We start from the raw sequence: 16,529 nt of genomic DNA on the forward strand, positions 1-16,529 counted from the left end.
GGCGGCGCCATTTCGGCCCCGCCCGCAGAACCTTCTAGAGACGCAGCTCGCTTTCGGCGTCGAAGACCGAGGCGACCGTCATGTCGAAGCTGAGCTTCACCTTGGCTCCGACGTTGAAGCGGCGTGCGCCGTTGACACGTACCGACATCGTGTGACCGGCATGTTTCAGCCACAGCAGATTGTCCGCACCCATCGGCTCCTCGATATCGACGGTGGCGTCATGTTCTTCGCCGCCGGTATTCTCGTTGACCTTGATGTGTTCTGGACGAACGCCGAGCACCACCTTGCGGCCGGGCTGCAGCGTCTCGCTGGCGTCGTAGGCAGCGAGCGAGAAAATGACGCCGTTGGCCGAAAAGGCAATGCCGTCGCCTGATTTGACCAGCTCGCCGTGCAGGAAATTCATCGACGGCGAACCGATGAAGCCGGCGACGAACAGATTGCGCGGCCTGTTGTAGATCGTCGTCGGATCGTCGAGCTGCTGGATGATGCCGCTCTTCATGATGGCGATGCGGTCGGCAAGCGTCAGCGCCTCGATCTGGTCGTGGGTGACGTAGATCATCGTGTTCTTCAGCGACTGGTGCAGCCGCTTGATCTCGACACGCAGCTCCGAGCGCAGCTTGGCGTCGAGATTGGATAGCGGCTCGTCGAACAGGAAGACGTCGACATCGCGCACCAGTGCCCGGCCGATCGCCACGCGCTGGCGCTGGCCGCCGGAAAGCTCGGCCGGCTTGCGCTTCAGGAGCGGCTGAATCTGCAGGATTTCGGAGGCACGCGCCACGCGTTTGTCGATCTCTGCCTGCGGCACCTTGGCAACACGAAGACCGAAGGACAGGTTTTTCTCGACGGTCATCTGCGGATAGAGCGCATAGGACTGGAACACCATGCCGATGCCGCGGTCCTTAGGCTCTTCCCAGGTAACGTTCTTGCCCTTGATGAAGATCTGCCCTTCCGAGGCGTCGAGCAGGCCGGCGATGCAATTCAGCAAGGTCGACTTGCCGCAGCCGGACGAGCCGAGCAGAACGAGGAATTCACCGTCGTTGATGTCGAGATTGAGATCCTTCAGCACGCTGACCGCGCCGAAATTCAGGGATAGATCCTTGATGGAGACGCTTGCATTCATATTCATGAGATCAACCCTTCACTGCGCCGGCGGCGATGCCGCGGACGAAAAGCCGTCCCGACACGAAGTAGACGATGAGCGGCACGAGACCCGTCAGGATCGTTGCCGCCATGTTGACGTTGTATTCCTTCACGCCCTGGACGGAATTGACGATGTTGTTGAGCTGCACGGTCATCGGATAGGTATCCGGCCGGGTGAAGACCACGCCGAACAGGAAGTCGTTCCAGATGCCGGTCACCTGCAGGATCATCGCGACCACGAAGATCGGCAGCGACATCGGCAGCATAATCCGCAGGAAGATTTGCCAGAAGCCCGCCCCGTCGACACGCGCCGCCTTGAACAGTTCCTCCGGCAGCGACACGAAATAATTGCGGAAGAGCAGCGTCAGGATCGGCATGCCGAAGATCGAATGCACGATGACGAGGCCGGTCAGCGTGCCATAGATGCCGATTTCGCGCAGGATGATGACGATCGGATAGATCATCACCTGATAGGGAATGAATGCGCCGATGATGAGGATCGAGAAGAAAAGCTCAGAGCCCCTGAAGCGCCAGTTTGCCAGCGCGTAGCCGTTCACCGAGGCTATCGCGATCGAGATGATGACCGACGGCACCGTGATGCGCACCGAATTCCAGAAACCCCGCGACAGGCCATCGCAGTTGAGCCCGGTACAGGCCTGCGCCCAGGCTTTCACCCAGGGTTCGAAGGTGATCTCCACCGGCGGCGAAAAGATGTTGCCGAGCCGGATTTCCGGCATGCCCTTCAGCGAAGTCACCACCATCACATAGAGCGGCAGCAGATAGTAAAGCGCTGCGACGATCAGCGTGCCGTAGAGCATGATGTTGCGCGCCGACAGTGCCGGGCGTGGCCGGGGGCCGCTGGGGCCTTCGGCGAGTTTAGCCCCGACGGCGTCGATGCCGGCAGCGGTGGTGTTGAGAGTTCCTACTTCAGCCACGCTTGCGCCCTCCGCCGAATTCCAGATAGGCCCACGGAACGATGATGATCGCGACTGTGACGAGCATCATGGTCGAGGCAGCAAAGCCCTGCCCCAGGTTCTGCGCCTGGAACATGTAGTCGTAGACATATTTCGCCGGCACTTCCGACGAGATGCCCGGTCCGCCCGATGTCTGCGCGACCACGAGGTCGTAGACCTTGACGATGCCGGAGGCGATGATCACGATCGTCGTGATAAAGACCGGCCGCATCATCGGGATCACGATGAAGAGATAGGTCCTCCACATCGGAATGCCGTCCACGCGCGCCGCTTTCCAGATATCCTCGTCGATCCCACGCAGGCCGGCAAGCATCAGGCACATGACGAGACCCGTTCCCTGCCACAGCGCCGCGATCAGAATGCCGTAGATGACGATTTCAGGCGTATAGAGCGGATTGAAGGTGAAGCTCGTCCACCCGATCGAGCGCACCACCGCCTGAATGCCGAAATCGGGATTCAGAACCCATTGCCAGACGAGGCCTGTCACGATGAAGGACAGCGCGAAAGGATAGAGAAAGATGGTGCGGAAGGTGTTTTCGAAGCGGATTTTCTGGTCCATCAGCGCCGCGAGCATGAAACCGATGACCAGGCTGAAGATCAGCGAGAGGATGCCGTAGACAGCCAGATTCTCGATCGCCGTCACCCAGCGTGGTGCCGCCCAGAGGCGCTGGTACTGATCGAAGCCGACAAAGCTCAACCGCGGAAGGAGCTTGGAATTGGTGAAAGAATAAAAGACCGTCCAAAACGTGCCGCCGACAAAGATCACCAGCGCTGTCAGGATCATCGGGATAGACGCAATCTTGGCATTCAGATTGCGCAGTAACTTGTTTGGCCGGCCTGCTCGCGCTTGACCCGTCATAAACACTTCTCCTCAATCGCAACTGCGACAACTAACAGAACGGCAAGGCGCCGCCTGTCGTCTCCACCTCTGAAACCTGCTGAAGATACCAGAGAGACGCCGCCGCCCGCCGGACCATCACCGACCGTCCGGAACGATCCGGCCCCGATGGGAGCCGGACCGCAAGGGCAGCAAATCTGCTGATCAGTCAGCAGAAGCGATGATCCCGGCGAAACGCTTCTGAGCGTCTTCCGGCGTCATCGACGGATTGGCGAAGAATTCGGAGAAAAGGTCTTCCTTCTGCTTCTGGCTGTCGGCCGAAAGCAGCTGGTCGGTGCCTTGGATCACGTTGCCCTTGGCCAGGATGTCGAGACCCTTCTTCATGCAGTCGTTGGCGGCAGCGAGATCGACGTCGCCGCGAACCGGCAGCGAACCCTTCTTCAGGTTAAAGGCAACCTGGGTCTTGGGATCGAGCAGGGTCTTGGCAAGCACCGCCTGCGCCTTGGACTTTTCTTCGTCCTTCAGCAGCGGGAAGTAGAAGGCGTCGCCGCCCGTCGAGATGATCTCGTTCACGCCGAGGCCCGGCAGGCAGGTATAGTCGGTACCGGCCTTCTGACCGGCGAGCGCGAACTCACCCTGTGCCCAGTCGCCCATGATCTGGCCGCCGGCCTTGCCTGTGATGACAAGGTTGGTGGCCTGGTTCCAATCCTGAACGTTGCTGCCTTTGGCCATGCGCCGAGCATCGTCGGCCGCCTTGAACACCTTGGCGATTTCGGGACCGGCGGCAACTTCCGCATCCTTGTCCTTGAAGACCTTGTTGAAGGTATCCTTGCCGGCGACCGCGACCATCAGCACGTCGAAAGCGCCTGTCGCCTGCCACGGCTGACCGCCGACGGCGAGCGGAATGATGCCGGCCTTTTCGAGAGCCGGAGCCGCAGCGACGAACTCATCCCAGTTCTTCGGAACCTCGACACCGGCCTTCTTGAAGGCGGCGTTCGAAAGCCACAGCCACTGCCAGGAGTGGATGTTGACGGGAGCGCAGTAGATCTTGCCGTCGATGGTGCAGGAATCGAGCAGGCTCGACGGACGAATGATATCCTTCCAGTGCTCGGCGGTCGCCACATCGGTCAGGTCGCGCATAAGGCCGGCCTGAACGAGTTCCTCGGCCTGGCGGCCATGGTTGAACTGAGTGGCGCCCATTGGATCGCCGCCAGTGATGCGGCTGATCATGATCGGACGGGCAGTGCCGCCGGAACCGGCGATAGCACCGTCGACCCAGTGGTTGCCGGTGGCGTCGAATGCCTTTGCCAACTCGGCGACGGCAGCGGATTCGCCGCCCGAAGTCCACCAGTGCGTGACTTCGAGATCGGTGGCGTTGGCGCCGCCGAACGGAAGCGCGACCGAGGCGGCAAGCACGGCCGCCAATATACGGATTTTCATGAGTTCTCCTCCCTCACTGAAACGTTGCCGGAAAAACTTAGATCAATCGATTTCTCCACGCAACTGTCCGCAGGCAAATTTTTCCGCGATAACGAGAATTGCTACTTTTGGCTGTTTCCATCAGAGGCGCCGCATCCCCTGAAGCGATATTCAGTCGGCCGTTCTCGCACATGCGTTTTCAATTTATCTATTTGAATTTACGTAATAATTTTACATGATAAATTTAGCAGAGCGATTTAGCCTCTTCGCAAACGCAAAAAAACAGAGCACGAATTGCCGATTCAACCTATGCGTATGATGCTGCAATGCACACAACAAAAAGCACTCGACATTTCTACTGTATCGTTACAGATTGCATTCTTCAGGGAGGTGCGATTTTGGCATGCGGCGGGCTTACGACGCTGGAAAAAGCCTCTATAAGCGACACCAATTCGCGCAGGACGGCCTAAAGGGATGGAAAACAAGGGAAATTTCGGGAACGCGGCATCGACGCCGGCAGCGCGCGAGCGCCCGACGTTGAAGACGATCGCCTTCATGACCGGCCTTGGCGTGACGACGGTGTCGCGCGCGCTGAAGGATGCGCCGGATATTGGGGCGGAAACCAAGGAGCGGGTGCGCATGGTCGCCCGCCAGCTCGGCTACCAGCCGAACAGGGCAGGTGTGCGCCTGCGCACCGGCAAGACCAACGTCATCGCCCTCGTTCTCAGCATCGACGAGGAGATCATGGGCTTCTCGAGCCAGATGGTCTTCGGCATTTCCGAGGTGCTATCCGGCACGCCCTATCATATCGTCATCACGCCGCATTCCCACAGCAAGGACCCGATGCTGCCGGTTCGCTATATCCTCGATACCGGTTCGGCCGACGGCGTCATCATCTCCCGCATCGAGCCGGACGATCCGCGCGTGCGGCTGCTGAGCGAGCGCGGCATGCCCTTTGCCACGCATGGGCGCACCGATGCGGGCTTGACGCACCCCTTCCACGATTTCGACAACGAGGCCTTCGCGCATCAAGCGGTGGAAAGGCTCGTCAAGCGCGGCCGGCGCCGCATCGCCCTGCTGCAGCCGCCGAGCAAGCTCACCTACTACGCCCATATCCGCATCGGCTTCCAGACCGGCCTGCATGATTACGGCGCCGAGGAAGTGCCGCTACGCGTCAACACCGACGCACCGCTCGCCGACATCCGCGACATCGTCGAGGTGATGATGCGCTCGGGCAACGCCCCCGACGGCATCGTCTGTTCGGCCGGCAGTGCTGCAATCGCCGTCAATGCCGGCATCGAGGCCGCCGGCAAGGCGCTCGGCCGCGATCTCGACATGGTTTCCAAGCAATCGGTGCCCATCCTGAACTGGATCCGCCCCGAGATCATCACCGCGCAGGAAGACGTGCGCCAAGCCGGCCGCGAAATGGCAAAAGCCGTCATCGCACGCATCGACGGCGTCGAACCGGAACTGCTGCAGAGCGTAAGCCAGCCGACCTGGCCGGAGAGCGGCAGGTAGGCGGTCGGTTGAGGGAACGGACCGTCGGGCTCAAATCCGACGATCCGCTTTGGATCATCACAGGTCTTCGACGACGAAATTCACCAGTCGCCCCGGGACCAGAACTTCCTTGACCACCGTTTTGCCGTCGAGCAAGGCCATGACAGCGGGTTCGGATCGCGCCGCCGCAAGCAGCGCCTCGCCGAGGTCGGCGGCGGCTTCGAAGCGGTGGCGAACCTTGCCGTTGATCTGCACGACATATTCGCGGGTCTCCATCTCGATCATTGCAGGATCGAAGGTGGGCCAGGAAACCCATGTCAGTGTTTCCCCGTGACCAAGCTTGCTCCATAACTCCTCCGCGATGTGAGGCGCAAAGGGTGCGAGCAACAGCACGAATGTCTCCACCACTTCGCGCGGACGCTCTGCTTCCACCGTCAGTGCGTTAGCCAGTTCCATCAGCCGGGAAACCGCGGTATTGAACCGAATTGCTTCGATATCCGCCGTCACGGTCTTCACCGTCTGGTGGCGCAAGCGCAGAAGCTGCGGGCCGGGGGCCGCCTCCAGCACCACTGGAGAGAGTCCGTCGCTCTCGTCGCAGACAATACGCCAAGCACGCTCCAGAAACCGACGCACGCCGATCACGCCAGCGGTCTGCCAGGGTTTTGCCGCGTCCAGAGGTCCCATGAACATCTCGTACAGGCGCAAGGCGTCGGCCCCGAACTGATGGACGACATCGTCGGGATTAACAACGTTCAGCTGCGACTTCGACATCTTCTCGACGGCGCGCTGCACTTCGACCGACCCAGCGAACCATCTACCCTCCTCTCCGACAACGGAAGACGGCGCGTAATACCGGCCCGCCGCATCGCGGTAGGAATGAGCAAGGATCATGCCTTGGTTGAACAGCCGCTGGAACGGCTCATCCGTCGAAACGACGCCGATGTCGTAGAGCACCTTATGCCAGAAGCGGGCATAGAGCAGATGCAGGACCGCGTGCTCGGCGCCGCCGACATAGAGATCGACCGGCATCCAATAGCGCTCGGCCTCGCGCCCGACGGGTTCGCTGGTGTTCTCCGGATCGAGGAACCTGAGATAATACCAGCAGGACCCCGCCCATTGCGGCATCGTGTTGGTCTCCCGCCGTGCCGGAATGTCGGTGCCCGGCACGATCGTTTCGACCCAGGCCTGCGCACGGGCAAGCGGCGGTTCGCCATCCGGCGTCGGAGCGTAGTCGTCCAGTTCAGGCGGCAGCAGCGGCAGGCATTCCTCAGGCAGCGGCATCACCGAGCCATCAGCCAGATGCAGCACCGGGATCGGCTCACCCCAGTAGCGCTGGCGGGAAAACAGCCAGTCGCGCAGGCGGTACATGACCTTCGGCCAGCCCGCGCCGTTCGCCTGCAGCCAGGCGATGATGGCGGATCTCGCCTCCGGCGAGCCCAGGCCATCCAGGAAGCCGGAGTTGACCATCGCCCCCTCGCCCTCATAAGCCGCCTTTTCGATATCGTCCTCGCTGTCGATCACGCGAATGATCGGCAGCTCGTGCGCATGGGCAAAAGCGTAGTCGCGCGCGTCATGAGCCGGCACCGCCATCAGGGCGCCGGTGCCGTAGCCAGCCAGCACGTAATCGGCCACCCAAACCGGCAGCCGGGCTCCGTTGGCAGGGTTGATCGCATAAGCGCCGGTGAAGATGCCCGTCTTCTCGCGCCCGGCATCGGCCCGTACAGTCTCTTCCAATCCTTCGGCTTCGGCAATATAGGCGGCCACCGCCTTGCGCATTTCCGGCTCGACGATGGCGGCAACTGCAGGATGCTCCGGCGCGAGCAGGATATAGCTTGCTCCGAACAGGGTCTCTGGGCGCGTCGTGAAGACGGTGATGACCTCTTTGCCGTGCTCGAGCGGAAACCGGATTTCGGCGCCCTCGGAACGTCCGATCCAGTTGCGCTGCATGGTTTTCAGGTTTTCGGGCCAGTCGAGGCCGTCCAGTCCCTGTAGCAGCCGATCGGCATAGGCCGTGATGCGCAGCATCCACTGGCGCATCCTGCGGCGAATGACGGGATCGCCGGTCTCGACATAGCGCCCGTCCTTGACCTCCTCGTCGGCAAGCACCGCGTTCTCGGCCGGGCACCAGTTGACCGCAACCTCCGCCTGATAGGCGAGGCCCTTCTCGAACAGCTTCAGGAAGATCCACTGCGTCCAGCGCACATAGGCGGGGTCGGTCGTGGCGAACTCGCGGCTCCAGTCATAGGAGAAACCCAACCTCTGCACCTGCCCGCGAAACGTCTCGATATTGCGCTTCGTCGTGATGTCGGGATGCACACCAGTCCGCATCGCGTGGCGCTCCGCCGGCAGGCCGAAACTGTCCCATCCCATCGGATGCAAGACATTGAAGCCGCGCATGCGTTTGTAGCGGCACGTGATATCAGTGGCCGTATAGCCGAGAGGATGGCCGACATGCAGGCCCGCACCGGAAGGATATGGGAACATGTCGAGTGCGTAGAATTTCGGTCTGGCCGGATCGATTTCCGCTCGGAAGATATGGTGGTCGGCCCAATAAGCCTGCCACTTCGGTTCGATCTTTGTGGGATCATAAGGCATGAATTACTCCTGGCGCCGGCCGGCTTTGCGGCGTGTCCTGAAAAATGGAGGCGTTCTGTGGTTCAGGAGCAGCTACGGCTGCCGGTGCTCCGGTGACGTCCGGCAGCCGCGGCTAAGTCGAAACGCGCGCGGAGTTGCGGCGCAGGACGTCTGCGCGACGCTCCGGACGAAAAAAGCGCGATGTGGCTTTGGAAACGATCTGGTGTCCATGGACTGTGGCTCAAGGCAAATAAGGAGAAAGCAAACGACAGTGTTAACTCGGCTCCGATCAGGAGGCCGTGGTGGTAAGTCGTGCGTCGCGTGCGCGAGCGTCTGCTGCTTGAGTTGCCATAACCATGAACCAAGAGTGCCCGATATGATCGCTTCTGCCAAGAGTGCATTCGCGCGAAATCAGGATCTGTTCAAATCCCGCGGCGCGCTCTTTACCAGTTGTTCGAGCACCGCCGCGACCTTCGGGTTACGCACCTCGCCGCGCCGGGTAATCGCGTAGATGCTCCGGTAGGTGGATGACGCCAGCGGCTTGACGGTCAGGCCTTCGCCAAAATCTCGAAGCGCCAGTCCGGGCATCACCGAAATCGAGCAACCGGCTTCGACAAGTGCGAACACCACTTCGAAGCTGTCACTGAAGCCGTTGATGACAGGCTCGAAACCGATGTCGCGGCAGGCCTGGCGGATGGCCATGGAATAGGCGCTAGAGGCGACGTCGAGCGCCCAATGTTCATCCCTCAGCTGTGCGAGTTCGATGATGGGCTCGCTCTCCAGCCTGTGGCCAGCGGGCAGAAGCACGAAGAGCTGGTCGCGGCAGAGGAACAGCGTGTCGGCCGTGCCCTCCAGCGTATACGGATTGAACGATATGTCGTCGGCAATGACGATATCGGCCTGCCAGGCCCGGAGTGCCGCCACGCCTTCGGCAGGTCCCATCGTCGTCATGACGATGTTGAGATGCGGATGGTGGATCGCGAGCTCGCGCATCGCGGCCGGAATGAAGGAGGACGCCGCGGACGGTTGGGTGGCGATCCTCAGGTCACCGGCGACGATATTCTGCAGCTCGGCAATATCGGTCTTGGCTTCCTCGACAATGCTGAATATCCGATCGGCATGCACAACGAGCCGTTGGCCGGCCGGTGTCAGCGTCACCCCTCGCCCGCGTCGCTCGACGAGCGCAATGCCGATTTCGTCCTCCAACTGGGCGATTTGCTGAGAAACCGCCGACGACGAAATGCCGATAGCATCGGCCACCGCCGCCATTGTCTCGCGGCGCGAAAGCTCGCGAAGCGTCCGTAATCTGAAAAAATCCAAACTTGGCTCCCTCGGCTGATCAATCGGCCATAATTTCTAATCTATATCCTTATTTTAATTAAGTAGACCTACGGAAAAACGCCCCCTACCGTCGGATCGTCAGCGTGCATCGGTTCGAAAAAAGCCAAGATTGCCCGCCATCTCAAGAGACGAGTCACGGGGATATCGACAGGATGCAGCAGAGCGGCGTGCCCTATTTCAGCCAATGGGAATCACCGGGCATGACGCTGCCGGTGCTTGCCGAGGGATCGCAGGCCTTGCTCAGCGATCCGCTCTGGCGCCATTCTGGGGCCGCAACAATCGAGGAATATGCACGCTGGGCGGTCAATGTCTGCGGCATGGCCTGCCTGAAGATGATCCTTGCCGCCCGCGGTGAAATCCACCCGACCCTCGAGCTTGCCCGCGCCTGCACCGCCTATGGCGGTTATGTCGTCAACGAGATCGATGCATCGATCAAAGGGCTGATTTACGCGCCCTTCGTCCGCTTCGCCGCCGAGCGTTTCGGACTTAGCGCGGAGACGATGACCGGCGTCAAGACGCCAGCTATTCCCGACCTTCTGTCGAAGCGCCGGTTCTTCATCGCCTCGGTGAACTCGGGCATCCGCTGGCCGGAGCGCGAGCCGCTCTCGAAAGGCGGACACCTGGTGCTGGTGACGTCAGCCTCGCAGGAGACGATTCGCTTTCACAACCCGTCCGGTCATGACGAAGCGAGCCAGGCCGATGTGACACTGCCGCTCGCCATCTTCGACCGTTTCTTCGCCAATCGCGGCATATCGGTCGACGCCTGACCCTTTTCAACACCAGATCGTTTCGGAGGCTTTCATGACCCCATCCCCAAACAGGCTGCGCATTGCCGTGCTTTTCGGCGGCCGCTCGGCCGAGCATGAAGTTTCCGTGCTCTCGGCAACCAATGTCATGGGCGCGCTCAAGCCCGAAAAATACGACGCCGTTCCTGTTTTCAACACCCGCGAGGGACGGTGGCTGCTGAGCAGCTTCGAGGACGGCATGCTGGCGACGCCTTCATCAGGCACGGAAATCTGCCTCGTGCCGGGCGGACGGGGCCGGATACTGGCAATTCCGGCCCATGGCGCGCCGCATGACCTACCAAAGGTCGACATCCTGTTTCCTGTCCTCCACGGCCAGCATGGCGAGGACGGATCAGTGCAAGGCGCGGCGGAGGTGGCCCGCGTTCCACTCGCCGGTTGCGGCATCCTCGGCTCCGCCGCAGCGCTCGACAAGGACATCGCCAAGCGCCTGCTGAGGGCAGCGGGCCTGCCAGTGGCGCGTGCGGTGACGATCCATGAGGGTGCCGTCCCTTCGCTGGCAGCCTTGGAAGGCGAGCTCGGCCTGCCGCTCTTCATCAAGCCGGCGCGCCAGGGATCGTCGGTAGGCGTTGCCAAGGTCCATGCCAGCCAGGAATTCGCGCCCGCCCTTACTGAGGCCTTCCGCCACGATCGCACGCTGCTCGCCGAGGAATTCGTGCGCGGCCGTGAGATCGAATTCAGCGTCTTGGAAGATACGGCAGGAGAACTCTTCGTCTCCCGGCCGGGCGAGATCGTGCCGGCCGAAAGTCACGGCTTCTATAGCTACGATGCCAAATATATCGACGAGAAAGGTGCGGCGCTGAAAGTGCCGGCCGAACTGCCGCAGGAGATCGAGACCGCCATGCGCGACGTGGCCGCAAAAGCCTTCAGAGCCGTCGGCTGCGATGGCATGGCCCGCATCGACTTCTTCCTGACGGATGACATGCGGTTCCTCGTCAATGAAATCAACACCATCCCCGGCTTCACCGATATCAGCATGTATTCCAAGGCGATGGCGGCAAGCGGCGTCACCTACGCCGAAATCATCGACCGCCTAGTGGACCACGGCCTGGCGCGCGCCCGACGGGCCGACTGAGACGGGAGCTTGATCATGAACAGGCTGGTCTTGATTTCGGGATGTTCCGGCGGCGGAAAATCGAAGCTTCTTGCGGAACTTGCCGCTCGCGGTCATGCCATCGTCGAAGAGCCCGGCCGACGGATCGTCAAACAGGAACTCGAAGGCGACGGCGCAGCCCTGCCCTGGGTCGACATGGCGGCCTTTGCCCGCCGCGCAATCGAGATGGCGATGGCTGACTACACGACGGCGCGTGAGCAGACCGGCTGGACGTTCTTCGATCGCGGGCTGATCGATGCGGCGGCAGCGCTGCAGCACCTGACTGGAGAACCGGTCCTGGAAAAATTGAGCGCCGCCCACCGCTATCACCCGAGGGTTTTTCTCACGCCGCCGTGGCCCGAAATCTACACGACCGACCCCGAGCGGCGCCATGGCTTCGACGAGGCGGTCGCCGAATATGATCGACTTGCCGCCGTCTATCCCACGCTCGGCTACGACATCGTCATGCTGCCGAAAATCGCGGTCACCGACCGGGCGGATTTCATCCTCGACTACCTCCTTCGGGAAACGAGGCAGCAGTAGACGAGATCGCCAGGGTGTCTCTCGGCCGCCTTCACAAAAAGGGCTCAGCGCCTGCGAAAAACGCACCACTGGAACGACTGCCGGCCACCGCCGGGTGTCGTGTGTTCCTCCCGCCAGTCACGCTGAAGCGCGAAGGTGGACGAGAACTCGGTCGTAAGCGCCACCGCGTCGTAACGCTGGACCGGCAAGCCGCTGCACCGTTCCGGCCCGTCCGGCGCGAAGGTCGCGATGATGACGACGCTGCCCGGCGCCGTGCCGGTTTCGAGTGCTCGACGATAGGCCAGCCGCTGCTCGGGTTCGGTGAGGAAGTGAAAAACGGCGCGGTCGTGCCACACATCGTAATGGCGGTCGGGCTGCCATGAAGTGACGTCGGCAACCACCCAGGCGATCCGGGCGGCTTCATCCCGCAGCCGCGCCTTGGCGACCTCGAGCGCCGGCGCGGCGATATCGAGGACGGTGAGGTCGGACCACCCGCGCTCGACAAGACGATCGACAAGGCTCGATGCGCCGCCGCCCACATCGATCAGCGAGGCCATGGCCGGCAGTTGCAGCTCGTCAAGCGCCCGCAAGGAAGGCTCGGGCGTCGGCTGATACCAGCTGACGCTGTCGGCAGATTTCGTGCGGTAGACCTCGTCCCAGTGTTCCCGCTTCTCGCCTGTCATCCGATATCCCCATCTCTTGCCGAGCCCGATATCCTACAGCGCCGAGCGTCTTTTCAGACGCGCAAAGGACGCTGTAGCGCTTTCAAGTATGTAGTAGCTGATCAACATGTAGGGACTGAGACGTCTGCAACCAATCGCAATGCGCCCAAGACCATGTTCCGCGTTTCAGGAAGCGAGGTGCCGGTAAACGAGATCGGCAGGATCCATTCGGGGTGCTATGGGATCAAGACGCGCGCCCAGCCGTTCCGCAACGGCAGCAGATGCGACATTGCCGGGAGCGATATAGCTGACGAGCGACGGCAACTTGAGCGTCGCGAAGGCCCAGTTGCGTAGCCCGAACGCCGCTTCGGTCGCATAGCCTCTGCCCTCGTATCCCTCGTAGACGAACCAGCCCAGTTCCTTTTCCGGAAAAAGCGGCCCGTGATTGATCCCCACCTGGCCGACGCATTCGCCGGTTTCGCCAAGCTCGATCATCAGCGCTCCATGCCCGAAAAGCTGCCACAGGGCGACGTCGTGACAGAACATCCCCCATGCCGCACGCAGATCGAACGGGCCACCCATTCCGACGGATCGCGGCGACGCCATGATCTGCGCATAGGCAGCGAAATCGTCGATCTCTGGCATGCGAAGCCTAAGACGCTCGGTTCGAATGGTCATCGCGCCCGCTTCGGACATGTCGTTGCCTTCTCTGTCAAGTTGGGTTTGGAGTTTCGGCCGTTGAACGGAATATTCTAGCTTTCAAATGCCGGGGCGAATTGCAACGTCCCGCTTGGCGGAGATCCGCGAAAGACAATTCTCTGCACGAGCCGCGTATCGAGGTCGAGGTACGTCAATTGTCCGTCGCTGCTGAAACCGACACGGCTGTAGATCTCGGGATTGCCGATCAGGGCGCATCCGCTGGCGCCCATCCCCTTCAGCAGTTCCAGACCCCTTGTGATCAGCACCTTGCCGATCCCTTGCCGCTGTCTCTCCGGCTTGACCGATATCGGACCCAATCCGAACCAGCCTTCATGCATGCCGTTGATCGTCACCGGCGAAAACGCCACATGCCCGAGAATCTCGCCGCCCTGCTCGGCCACTAGCGATATCTTGAGATCGCCCGCCGCGCGAAGCCTTCGGACAATCTCCGCTTCCGTACCGTCGCTGTAGGGCATCGGCTTGAAGGCGGTCGAGGTCAGATCATGGATCGCGTCGATATCCTCCGGCGTTTCGTCTCGGATAAGCATCTCTATCAATCCTCAATCGCGATAGCTCAAAGGTTCTATGCAAGGAAAGTCGAAGACCAGCAAGCCGGGTTCCTCCAGCGGCAGCTGCGCCACGACCTGCCCTTCCGGGTTCAGCACCGCCGTCGGCCCCCAGGCGATGCGCCCGTCGCGCTCACCCGTTACGTCGGACGATATCAGCCACAGGCCTGTCTCGCGGCATCTTTCAGCGCGAACGGCATTATGCAGCTGCTTGAATATTTCCGCCTTTTCCCGTGGCATCATGTTGTTGGACAGGCATAGGATCAGCGACGCGCCAGACGCGGCGACCTTTGCGGCCGCTTCCGGAAAATTGGTGTCGTAGCAGATGTTGATCCCGAAATGCAGGGCACCGATCGCAAAGAGCGGGCTGTCCTTTCCTGCCTCGAAAGCCCGTTCGCCGCGCAGCAGGTGGGCCTTCCGGTAGCGGCCGAGGAGAACGCCGCGCTCGACGACGACGGCAGTGTTGAACAATCGCCCGTCATCGATCTCGATCAGCCCTATGACCAGCACCAGTCCCGACTTCGGCAACCGGTCGAGGACCGCCGCGAACTCGGCCGATGCCAGATCGAGGGCAACGCGCCGCGCCGATGCTTCATCGGTCAGGTAGCCCTGGAGAAAACCTTCGGGAAAGACCAGCAGGGCAACACCCTCAGCCTCGGCACGAGCGGCGATGCCGCAGGCATAATCCAGTGCCGCCTCGACATTCTCCCGAAACTCCGGCGTCTGCGCGGCGGCTATCCGAATGCTATTCACCGTGATCTCCGGGTTTCAGCCTCGGCCTTTCATCAAAAGGCCCGGCGCGGTGGCCGGGCCTCTCCTTGAAAATCGGGCTGAACCTCAGAAAGTCGAGGCACCGCTGCCCCAGGGGCCGTGGTGGAAATCCTTGCCGTCCAGGCGGTCGAAGCCATGGGCGCCGAAGAAATCGCGCTGTGCCTGGATGAGGTTTGCCGTTCCCCTGCCCTGGCGATAGGCGTCGAAATAGGTCAGCGCCGAGGTCAGCGCCGGCACCGGCAGGCCGGCGGCAATCGCGGCACCGACGACACGGCGCAGCGCCGGGATCGATTCCTTGACCATGTCGGAGAAGGCAGGCGTGACGATCAGGTTGGCAGCATCGGGCGCCTTGGTGAAGGCCGAGGTGATCTCGTCGAGGAACTGCGAGCGAATGATGCAGCCGGCACGCCAGATCCTGGCAATCGTCGGCATCGGCAGCGACCAGTTGAACTCGCGCGATGCTTCCGCCATCACCGCGAAGCCCTGCGCATAGGCGCCGATCTTCGCGGCAAACAGCGCCAGTTCGAGATCCTTGTTCAGCTCGGGGCCGTATGCGATCGGGAAGGACACAGCCTGCGTGCCGAAGATCTTTTCGGCGGCTTCGCGCTGCGACTTCATCGAAGAGAGGCTGCGGGCGGCGACTGCGGCTTCGATCGCCGTTGCCGGAATACCCATGTTCTGCGCCTCGATCGCCGACCACTTGCCGGTGCCCTTCTGGCCGGCCTTGTCGAGGATCATGTCGACCATCGGCCCGCCGGAAACCGGATCGGTGGCCGCAAGCACCTTCTCGGAGATTTCGATCAGGTAGGAGTTCAGCCGGCCCTTGTTCCATTCGCCGAAGATGCCGGAGATTTCGGAGGCGCTCTTGCCGAGGCCGTCGCGCAGGATGCCGTAGATTTCGGCGATCATCTGCATGTCGGCATATTCGATGCCGTTATGGATGGTCTTGACGAAATGGCCGGCACCGTCATTGCCGAGCCAGGCGACGCAGGGCTCGTCATTGTAGCGGGCGGCAATCGATGTCAGCACCTTCTCGACGCGCTTCCAGGACTCTTCGGTGCCGCCGACCATGATCGACGGGCCATGGCGCGCACCTTCTTCGCCGCCGGAAACACCCATGCCGATGAAGGTCAGATCGGTATTCTTCAGCCGGTCGAAGCGGGCGACGGTGTCGCGGAAATTGGCGTTGCCGGCATCGATCATGATGTCGCCCTTGGAGAGATGCGGGCGCAGCAGCTCCATCTGCTGGTCGACGGGCTCGCCCGCCTTGATCATGATGATGATCGGACGCGGCGGCCGGATCGCATCGACGAACTCTTCGATCGTCTTGCAGGGAACAATCTGCTTCTTCAGATCGCCGGCGCTTTCGTAGAATTCGTCGGTTTTCTCCGGCGTGCGGTTGAACACCGCGATTTTATTGCCTTTCTCCGCGATGTTGAGCGCCAGGTTGGAGCCCATGACCGCAAGGCCGATCAGTCCGATTTCTGCCTTTTCCACGACAAACCTCCGATGTGTCATTTGGACCGGTGTTGTGGCACTGTCTCGGTCAAACGGCAAGTCTCGCAAGGGTCTAATCGGTTCGCAAAAGCCAATGAAATGAAGCTTGCAATATCGCCGCTTGTCCGACAAC

Annotated in this window: 15 protein-coding genes; 4 read left to right on the plus strand and 11 right to left on the minus strand. The window is 61.4% G+C overall.

Going from position 1 to position 16,529, the window contains the following annotated elements; translation table 11 throughout:
* Positions 1-34: 34 nt before the first annotated feature.
* The 4 genes from J3P73_RS14250 to J3P73_RS14265 all read right to left on the minus strand — a co-directional run bounded on the left by J3P73_RS14250 (position 35) and on the right by J3P73_RS14265 (position 4,392).
* The gene (locus J3P73_RS14250) at positions 35-1,126 is read right to left on the minus strand and encodes an ABC transporter ATP-binding protein (RefSeq protein WP_018074626.1); all 1,092 of its coding nucleotides are present in this window, start codon (positions 1,124-1,126) and stop codon (positions 35-37) included.
* Positions 1,127-1,130: 4 nt separating this feature from the next.
* Entirely contained in the window at positions 1,131-2,075 is a 945-nt protein-coding gene (locus J3P73_RS14255; RefSeq protein ID WP_024322072.1) for a carbohydrate ABC transporter permease, read from the minus strand.
* On the minus strand, positions 2,068-2,973 hold the full coding sequence (locus J3P73_RS14260; RefSeq protein ID WP_017964644.1) for a carbohydrate ABC transporter permease: 906 nt from the start codon (positions 2,971-2,973) through the stop codon (positions 2,068-2,070). The genes J3P73_RS14255 and J3P73_RS14260 overlap by 8 nt, the downstream gene beginning before the upstream one ends.
* Positions 2,974-3,156: 183 nt before the next feature.
* On the minus strand, positions 3,157-4,392 hold the full coding sequence (locus J3P73_RS14265; RefSeq protein ID WP_024322073.1) for an ABC transporter substrate-binding protein: 1,236 nt from the start codon (positions 4,390-4,392) through the stop codon (positions 3,157-3,159).
* Positions 4,393-4,845: 453 nt separating this feature from the next.
* Here J3P73_RS14265 and J3P73_RS14270 point away from each other — a divergent pair, with 453 nt between their 5' ends.
* Positions 4,846-5,889 carry a LacI family transcriptional regulator gene (locus J3P73_RS14270; RefSeq protein ID WP_024322074.1) on the plus strand — a complete coding sequence of 348 codons (1,044 nt, stop codon included), beginning with the start codon at positions 4,846-4,848 and terminating at the stop codon, positions 5,887-5,889.
* A gap of 57 nt (positions 5,890-5,946) precedes the next feature.
* On the opposite strand, the gene leuS is transcribed toward J3P73_RS14270, so the two are convergent.
* Both leuS and J3P73_RS14280 read right to left on the minus strand, forming a co-directional pair.
* Positions 5,947-8,463 carry a leucine--tRNA ligase gene (gene leuS, locus J3P73_RS14275; RefSeq protein ID WP_130691948.1) on the minus strand — a complete coding sequence of 839 codons (2,517 nt, stop codon included), beginning with the start codon at positions 8,461-8,463 and terminating at the stop codon, positions 5,947-5,949.
* A 390-nt stretch (positions 8,464-8,853) separates the two neighbouring features.
* On the minus strand, positions 8,854-9,762 hold the full coding sequence (locus J3P73_RS14280) for a LysR family transcriptional regulator (RefSeq protein WP_024322076.1): 909 nt from the start codon (positions 9,760-9,762) through the stop codon (positions 8,854-8,856).
* A gap of 173 nt (positions 9,763-9,935) precedes the next feature.
* Between J3P73_RS14280 and J3P73_RS14285 the strand changes: the two genes are divergently transcribed.
* The 3 genes from J3P73_RS14285 to J3P73_RS14295 are packed head-to-tail and all read left to right on the plus strand — an operon-like array spanning position 9,936 to position 12,222.
* Positions 9,936-10,550, plus strand: coding sequence for a C39 family peptidase (locus J3P73_RS14285; protein WP_075224913.1), 615 nt, complete (start codon positions 9,936-9,938; stop codon positions 10,548-10,550).
* 34 nt (positions 10,551-10,584) lie between these two features.
* Positions 10,585-11,661, plus strand: coding sequence for a D-alanine--D-alanine ligase family protein (locus tag J3P73_RS14290; RefSeq protein WP_024322078.1), 1,077 nt, complete (start codon positions 10,585-10,587; stop codon positions 11,659-11,661).
* A 15-nt stretch (positions 11,662-11,676) separates the two neighbouring features.
* Entirely contained in the window at positions 11,677-12,222 is a 546-nt protein-coding gene (locus J3P73_RS14295) for an AAA family ATPase (protein ID WP_024322079.1), read from the plus strand.
* Between the two features lie 44 nt (positions 12,223-12,266).
* Here the strand turns inward: J3P73_RS14295 and J3P73_RS14300 are convergent, their stop codons facing one another.
* The 5 genes from J3P73_RS14300 to gndA form a co-directional block, all read right to left on the minus strand.
* The gene (locus tag J3P73_RS14300) at positions 12,267-12,884 is read right to left on the minus strand and encodes a class I SAM-dependent methyltransferase (protein WP_018074618.1); all 618 of its coding nucleotides are present in this window, start codon (positions 12,882-12,884) and stop codon (positions 12,267-12,269) included.
* 165 nt (positions 12,885-13,049) lie between these two features.
* Entirely contained in the window at positions 13,050-13,559 is a 510-nt protein-coding gene (locus tag J3P73_RS14305; RefSeq protein WP_024322080.1) for a GNAT family N-acetyltransferase, read from the minus strand.
* Between the two features lie 56 nt (positions 13,560-13,615).
* Positions 13,616-14,110: a GNAT family N-acetyltransferase gene (locus tag J3P73_RS14310; RefSeq protein ID WP_024322081.1), complete on the minus strand. Its 495-nt coding sequence runs from the start codon at positions 14,108-14,110 to the stop codon at positions 13,616-13,618.
* Between the two features lie 12 nt (positions 14,111-14,122).
* The gene (locus J3P73_RS14315) at positions 14,123-14,881 is read right to left on the minus strand and encodes a carbon-nitrogen hydrolase family protein (RefSeq protein ID WP_024322082.1); all 759 of its coding nucleotides are present in this window, start codon (positions 14,879-14,881) and stop codon (positions 14,123-14,125) included.
* Between the two features lie 84 nt (positions 14,882-14,965).
* Positions 14,966-16,417: an NADP-dependent phosphogluconate dehydrogenase gene (gndA, locus tag J3P73_RS14320; RefSeq protein WP_024322083.1), complete on the minus strand. Its 1,452-nt coding sequence runs from the start codon at positions 16,415-16,417 to the stop codon at positions 14,966-14,968.
* Between the last annotated feature and the right edge of the window lie 112 nt (positions 16,418-16,529).

This window comes from Rhizobium ruizarguesonis, assembly GCF_017357285.1.
GTDB lineage: Bacteria > Pseudomonadota > Alphaproteobacteria > Rhizobiales > Rhizobiaceae > Rhizobium > Rhizobium ruizarguesonis.

What these genes read in the sequence shown, in the direction of transcription:
- J3P73_RS14290 (WP_024322078.1), top strand. Translation starts at nt 10,585, where the DNA reads ATGACCCCATCCCCAAACAGGCTGCGCATTGCCGTGCTTTTCGGCGGC.
- J3P73_RS14295 (WP_024322079.1), top strand. Translation starts at nt 11,677, where the DNA reads ATGAACAGGCTGGTCTTGATTTCGGGATGTTCCGGCGGCGGAAAATCG.
- J3P73_RS14250 (WP_018074626.1), bottom strand. Translation starts at nt 1,126, where the DNA reads ATGAATATGAATGCAAGCGTCTCCATCAAGGATCTATCCCTGAATTTC.
- J3P73_RS14300 (WP_018074618.1), bottom strand. Translation starts at nt 12,884, where the DNA reads ATGACAGGCGAGAAGCGGGAACACTGGGACGAGGTCTACCGCACGAAA.
- J3P73_RS14265 (WP_024322073.1), bottom strand. Translation starts at nt 4,392, where the DNA reads ATGAAAATCCGTATATTGGCGGCCGTGCTTGCCGCCTCGGTCGCGCTT.
- leuS (WP_130691948.1), bottom strand. Translation starts at nt 8,463, where the DNA reads ATGCCTTATGATCCCACAAAGATCGAACCGAAGTGGCAGGCTTATTGG.
- J3P73_RS14310 (WP_024322081.1), bottom strand. Translation starts at nt 14,110, where the DNA reads ATGCTTATCCGAGACGAAACGCCGGAGGATATCGACGCGATCCATGAT.
- J3P73_RS14270 (WP_024322074.1), top strand. Translation starts at nt 4,846, where the DNA reads ATGGAAAACAAGGGAAATTTCGGGAACGCGGCATCGACGCCGGCAGCG.
- gndA (WP_024322083.1), bottom strand. Translation starts at nt 16,417, where the DNA reads ATGACACATCGGAGGTTTGTCGTGGAAAAGGCAGAAATCGGACTGATC.
- J3P73_RS14260 (WP_017964644.1), bottom strand. Translation starts at nt 2,973, where the DNA reads ATGACGGGTCAAGCGCGAGCAGGCCGGCCAAACAAGTTACTGCGCAAT.
- J3P73_RS14285 (WP_075224913.1), top strand. Translation starts at nt 9,936, where the DNA reads ATGCAGCAGAGCGGCGTGCCCTATTTCAGCCAATGGGAATCACCGGGC.
- J3P73_RS14305 (WP_024322080.1), bottom strand. Translation starts at nt 13,559, where the DNA reads ATGTCCGAAGCGGGCGCGATGACCATTCGAACCGAGCGTCTTAGGCTT.